Consider the following 6,072-nt stretch of genomic DNA (forward strand, 5'->3'; position numbering starts at 1 on the left):
TTCGAGTGCACCGGCGCGGCGGCGGTGGCCTTCGACGCGATGCTGGCGCTGGCCAAGAACGGGGTGCTCGTGCTGTCGAGCATCACGGGCGGCCACGAGACCCTGCAGGTCCCTGCCGCGCAGATCAACCAGGCGCTCGTTCTCGGCAACCGCGTCGTCGTCGGCACGGTCAACGGCAACCGGGAGTACTTCGAGTCGGGCGTGCAGCACATGGCCCAGGCCGAGATGCAGTACCCGGGCTGGCTGGGCCGCCTGCTCACGCATCGCGTCGAGGGCCTCGACGTCGAGGCTATCGTGCAGGCACTCTACCATGGGACCTCGGTCATCAAGGTGTACTGCGAGGTGAGCCGGTGAGCACGCCTCCCGCTACCGCCGAGCACGCCAGGCTCGAGGCCGCCCTCAGCCGGGAGAACCACTGGCGACGCTGGGGGCCGCACGTGAGCGATCGCGCGTGGGGCACCGTGCGCGAGGACTACAGCCGCAACGGCGACGCCTGGCAGTACTTCCCGCACGACCACGCCCGCTCGCGCGCGTACCGCTGGAACGAGGACGGCATCGCCGGCATCTCGGACCGGCGGCAGGAGATCTGCCTCGCGCTGGCCCTGTGGAACGGCCGTGACCCGATCCTCAAGGAGCGGTTCTTCGGCCTGACCGGCCCGGAAGGCAACCACGGCGAGGACCCGAAGGAGTACTACTTCTACCTCGACTCCACGCCCACGCACTCGTACATGCGGATGCTCTACAAGTATCCGCAGCGGGAGTTCCCCTACGACGAGTTGCTGACGCGCAACCGGGCGCGCGGCCGCGACGAACCCGAATTCGAGCTCGTCGACACGGGCATCTTCGACGACCACCGCTACTTCGACGTGACGGTCGAGTACGCCAAGGCCGACGAGGAAGACGTGCTCATGCGGATCACGGTGGCCAATCGCGGCCCCGAGGCCGTGCCGCTCCACGTGCTGCCGACGGTCTGGTTCCGCAACACCTGGTCGTGGGGCATCGGCAGCGACAAGCCGTCACTGCGGGCCGTGCCCCGCGACGGCGTGGCAGGGCTGCAGGCCGAGACGCGCCACTACGGCACCCGTTACGTCAGCTTCGAGGGGCAGCCCCCCCTGCTGTTCTGCGACAACGAGACCAACACCCGCCGCCTGTATGGCGACCCCGACGGCCCCAGTTGCCCGAAGGACGGCATCAACGATTACGTGGTCGACGGCGCCACGGCCGCCGTCACTGGGGCCGGCACGGGCACCAAGGCGGCCGCCCACTATGTGATCGACGTGCCGGCGGGCGGCACGCACGTGATCCGCCTGCGCTTCTCTCCCGCCGCGCCCTCGTCCGCCGCGTTCGTGGACTTCGACGAGGTGATGGCCACCCGCCTCCGCGAGGCCGACGAGTTCTACGCCACCGTCATTCCCGCTCACCTCTCGGTCGAGGAGGCGCGGGTCATGCGCCAGGCGCTGGCGGGCATGTTGTGGAGCAAGCAGTTCTACCACTACGACGTGAAGACCTGGCGCGAGGGCGATCCGGGCCAGCCGCCTCCCCCTCGTGGCGGCAAGCGCGACGCGCGCAACGCCGAGTGGCAGCACCTGTACAACGACGACGTCATCTCGATGCCGGACAAGTGGGAGTACCCGTGGTACGCCGCGTGGGACCTCGCCTTCCACTGCGTCCCGCTCGCCCTGGTCGACAGCGACTTCGCCAAGCGCCAGCTGCTGCTGATGCTGCGCGAGTGGTACATGCACCCGAACGGGCAATTGCCCGCCTACGAGTGGAACTTCAGCGACGTCAACCCACCTGTCCACGCGTGGGCGGCCTGGCAGGTCTACTGCATCGAGCGCGACCGCACCGGCACGGGCGACACGGCGTTCCTCGAGCGGATCTTCCACAAGCTGCTGCTCAACTTCACCTGGTGGGTCAACCGCAAGGACGAGGGCGGCAACAACGTGTTCGAGGGCGGCTTCCTCGGCCTCGACAACATCGGCGTGTTCGACCGCTCGCAGCCGCTGCCGGGCGGCATCTACCTGGAACAGTCCGACGGCACGAGCTGGATGGCGATGTACTCGCTCAACCTGCTGACGATCGCGCTCGAGCTCGCGCGGCATGACGCCGCCTACGAGGACGTCGCCAGCAAGTTCTGGGAGCACTTCCTGTTCATCAGCTACGCGATGGGCCACGAGGATCAGGCAGGCGACGTCAACCTCTGGGACGAGGACGACGGCTTCTTCTACGACATCCTGCGGCTCGGGCGGGGCCAGTACCAGCGCGTCCGGATCCGGTCGATGGTGGGCCTGATCCCGCTGTTCGCGGCGGCCACGCTCGAGGCGAGGGATATCGAGGCGCTGCCCGCCTTCCGGCGACGCATGCGCTGGTTCCTCGACCACCGGCCGCAGTTCGCGGCGAGCGTGGCGGTCATGAACGTGCCCGGGCAGGATTCGCGAGGACTGCTGTCGCTCGTCTCACCGGACCGGCTGGGCCGCGTGCTCGCCTACATGCTCGACGAGGACGAGTTCCTGTCGCCGTTCGGCGTGCGGGCACTCTCGCGCTACCACGCGCACCATCCGTTCTCGGTGATCGTCGGCGGCACGGAGCACCGCGTCGACTACGAGCCGGGCGAGTCGCAGACGCCACTGTTCGGCGGCAACTCGAACTGGCGCGGGCCCATCTGGTTCCCGGTCAACTTCCTGCTGATCGAGTCGCTGCGGACCCTGCACCGGTACTTCGGGCCGGAGTATCGCGTGGAGTACCCCACCGGGTCGGGACGGTCCCTCACGCTGGACGAGATCGCCGACGAGATTGCGGCGCGGCTCACCAGCATATTCCTGCCGGGCGCCGACGGGCGTCGTCCCGTGTTCGGCGGCGAGGATCGCTTCGCGACCGATCCCCACTGGCGCGACCTCATCCCGTTCCACGAGTACTTCCACGCCGACACGGGCAAGGGGATCGGCGCCAGTCACCAGACGGGATGGACGGGCCTGGTGGCGAGCCTGCTCTACAAGAAGCCGCTGGTAACTTGAAATTGGAGATTCGAAATTCACGTGGCGCGGGCCTTCGGCGACGCGCCTCGAGAAGCCACGCGCGAGCAAGGCCGCAAGGCCGAGCCGCCTCGCATTACGAATTTCCGATTTCGAATTGCCCGGATCAGGCGCCGTCGCCAGCCGGTAACCGCAGCGTGAAGACCGTCTCGCCGGGCACGCTCGTCACGGTGGCGCTGCCGCCGTGGCGCTCGATGATGGCGCGCACGATCGAGAGGCCGAGCCCGCTGCCCTGTCGCGTCGCCGCACGCGACGGGTCGACCTTGTAGAACCGGTCGAACACATGCGGCATGTGCTCTGGCGCGATCCCGGGGCCCGTGTCGCTCACGGTCAGGATCACGTCGTCGGCCACCAGGCGTGCTCCCATGCGCACCGCCCCGCCCCGGGGCGTGTAGCGCAGCGCGTTGGCGACCAGGTTGTCGACCGCCTGCTCGAGTCGGTGCGGATCGCCGTAGACCTGGTCTGCCGCGTCGTCCACGGCCACGTCGATGCTGACGCCGGCCTCGGTCGCCACGGGTTCGTTGCGCCGCGCCACCTGATCCAGGACCCGGCGCGTGGCGAAGACCCGCATCTCGAAGTCGCCGGCGCCGCTCTCGAGTCGCGCCACGTCGAGCAGGTCGGCGACCAGGCGCTCGAGACGCCGCGTCTCCCGCTCCAGTGTCGCGAAGTACCGGGTCCGACGCGCCTCGTCGGCGGCGATGTCCGGCATCTGCAGCGTCTCGATGAAGCCCCGCATCGCGGTGAGCGGCGTCTTCAGTTCGTGCGACACGTCGGCCAGCATCTGGCGACGCAGTTCGTCGACACGCTTCAGCGCGTCGTCGCGCTCGGCGAGCTGCTCACCCATGCGGTTGAACGCCCGCGCCACGCGCGCCACCTCGTCGCCGCCGGTCTCGCAGGCCCGCGCCTGCAGGTCGCCCTCGCGCATCGCCTCGGCCGCAGCCTCGAGTGCCGACAACTTGCGCCGCGCCGGCGTGACGACGAACCAGGCGGCGATGACCGAGCCGCCGAGCAGGAGCAGGAGCCCTGACCAGGACAGGAAGCGGCTGGCCTCGCGCAGCAGTCCGCGCTGCTCGAACATCAGCACGACCACACCGCGCAATTGCCCGTTGGCGTGAATCGGGGCGGTCACCATCGGCCCGACATCGCTCTGCGGTGGCGTGCCCGGGGGCGACGGGAGGAACTGTCGAGCGAAGATGACCTGCTCCGGGGGCATCGGCGCCTCGGGCGCGCCCGACACCGTGCCGTCGCTCATCACGGCGTACAACAGCGGCCAGTCAGGATAGCGCTCGCGCTGCACGCGCTTGATGTCGACGCGCCGCCCACGCTCGAGCGCCGCCGAGTACTCGCGCGCGAGGTCCTGCACTACCCCGTGCGGAGAGAGGTGCGGATCGCGCGACACGGTGCGCCACTGATAGGCGAACAGCAGTCCCTGGATGAGCGCAATGCCGATCACCAGCAGGACGAAGCTGACGCCGATTCGCCAGTAGAGGCTGCGCCACCAGCCGACCGCGGAGTGTGTCATCACGCCAAGCTCATCATGCAAGTGTGGGAAAAGTATGACGGGAGCAACGCGGAAAACGTAAACATCGGCGGCCCGGCGTTCGTACTTGACCGTGATGTCCGAGGCCACTGCCGGCCGCGCCCTCGTGATCGAGGACGACGCAGCCATTCGCGAACTGCTGCACCTGCACCTCGGGCTGGCGGGCTACGCCGTCGAGGAAGCGGTGAACGGTCGCGATGCGCTCGACCGTGCGCGCCGGGACGCCTTCGACCTGCTCGTGCTCGACGTGATGCTGCCCGGCCTCGACGGCATCTCGGTGTGTCGCGCCCTCCGTACCGCCGGCGCCAACGTCAACACCCCGATCCTGATGCTCACCGCGCGCGACAGCGAGGCCGACACGGTGATCGGGCTCGAGAGCGGCGCCGACGACTACCTCACCAAGCCCTTTGGCGTCCGCGAGTTGCAGGCACGCGTGCTGGCGATCACCCGCCGTCACCAGCACGGCACGGGCCGCGCGCCCGAGGCGCCCACGACCGTCGATCTCGGCAGCGGCGTCACCATCGACATCCCGAGACGCGAAGTGCGCCAGCACGGTACGGTCGTCGAGCTGACGCGGCAGGAGTTCGATCTGCTCCTGCAGTTGGCCACCAATCCCGGCATCGTGTTCAGTCGCACGCGCCTGCTCGAGACGGCCTGGGCCAACGACACGTACACCGAACGCACGGTCGACACCGTGGTGAGCAGACTTCGCAAGAAGCTCGAGCACGATCCGCGCAATCCGGCCGTCATCCTCACGGCGTGGGGCGTGGGCTACAAGTGCGCCAGTGCGTGAGCCCAGCGCCAGACGTCAAGAATGTAAAAAGGCTCGGGCGCACAGCGACGCATCACTGGCGCAACACTCGCACAACATCTGCGCGGTCGAATGAGTCACCGCAGGGTCGCCCGGGCAGGCACAGGCGTGCGAGGAGACGGACAATCCAACAGGGGTTGGGGTGAACCGACAGCAACTTCTCGCGTGTCGATGCTCGTCCCGGACGGCTCCTGCGGTGCTGATCGTTCTACCACAGCCAGACGCCCCCGGGTACACCATCTCCGTGGGACATGGGGCGCCATCGCCGCTCCCCACCTTGGATAGCTCTCCTCGCGCCATCGCGTAGGCATCGTCCTACCGATTGACGACGGGCCGGCAGGACTTTCCCGCGATGTGCGGGATTTCCGACGCTGCGTCCGGCGCAGCACGCGGGTACATGCTCGTTTTGGCCCATGGCGCGCGTGGCATGAGTTGTGCTGATGAGGAGGGCGTGCTTACCGCACACCTTCTTCTCGTGCCGCAGGCCCCCGGGGCCGGACACACCCGCCCGCGCGGGACGTTCAGGCTCGCGTCATCGCGCGTCCATCCGCACCACTCGTTCCTCACGACACGTAGTTCATTTCACTGAGCCAGGGCACCTTGCCCACCCCCCGCCGCGCCGACCGCCATCGGCGCGCGGGGACCATCCTCAGTGCGTCTGCAGGTCTGCCGCCAGTCGATCCAGCCCC

Annotated in this window: 3 protein-coding genes and 1 pseudogene; 3 read left to right on the forward strand and 1 reads right to left on the reverse strand. The window is 68.6% G+C overall.

The window, feature by feature from the left end; translation table 11 throughout:
- Both ACIRDX_RS19470 and ACIRDX_RS19475 read left to right on the forward strand, forming a co-directional pair.
- A pseudogene (locus ACIRDX_RS19470) lies at positions 1–354 on the forward strand (glucose dehydrogenase); the annotation flags it as partial.
- On the forward strand, positions 351–3,014 hold the full coding sequence (locus tag ACIRDX_RS19475) for an MGH1-like glycoside hydrolase domain-containing protein (protein ID WP_396627101.1): 2,664 nt from the start codon (positions 351–353) through the stop codon (positions 3,012–3,014). The pseudogene ACIRDX_RS19470 and the gene ACIRDX_RS19475, both read left to right, overlap by 4 nt.
- Positions 3,015–3,138: 124 nt before the next feature.
- Here the strand turns inward: ACIRDX_RS19475 and ACIRDX_RS19480 are convergent, their stop codons facing one another.
- Complete coding sequence (locus tag ACIRDX_RS19480; protein WP_396627103.1) at positions 3,139–4,554, reverse strand: ATP-binding protein; 1,416 nt, start codon at positions 4,552–4,554, stop codon at positions 3,139–3,141.
- Positions 4,555–4,648: 94 nt separating this feature from the next.
- Between ACIRDX_RS19480 and ACIRDX_RS19485 the strand changes: the two genes are divergently transcribed.
- The gene (locus ACIRDX_RS19485; RefSeq protein ID WP_396627102.1) at positions 4,649–5,365 is read left to right on the forward strand and encodes a response regulator transcription factor; all 717 of its coding nucleotides are present in this window, start codon (positions 4,649–4,651) and stop codon (positions 5,363–5,365) included.
- Positions 5,366–6,072: the final 707 nt, after the last annotated feature.

The organism is Luteitalea sp., assembly GCF_044337415.1.
Taxonomy (GTDB): Bacteria; Acidobacteriota; Vicinamibacteria; order Vicinamibacterales; family Vicinamibacteraceae; genus Luteitalea.

Bases quoted from the DNA above. Each gene is read 5' to 3' on its own strand.
- ACIRDX_RS19480 (WP_396627103.1), bottom strand. From the start codon at position 4,554: ATGACACACTCCGCGGTCGGCTGGTGGCGCAGCCTCTACTGGCGAATC.
- ACIRDX_RS19485 (WP_396627102.1), top strand. From the start codon at position 4,649: ATGTCCGAGGCCACTGCCGGCCGCGCCCTCGTGATCGAGGACGACGCA.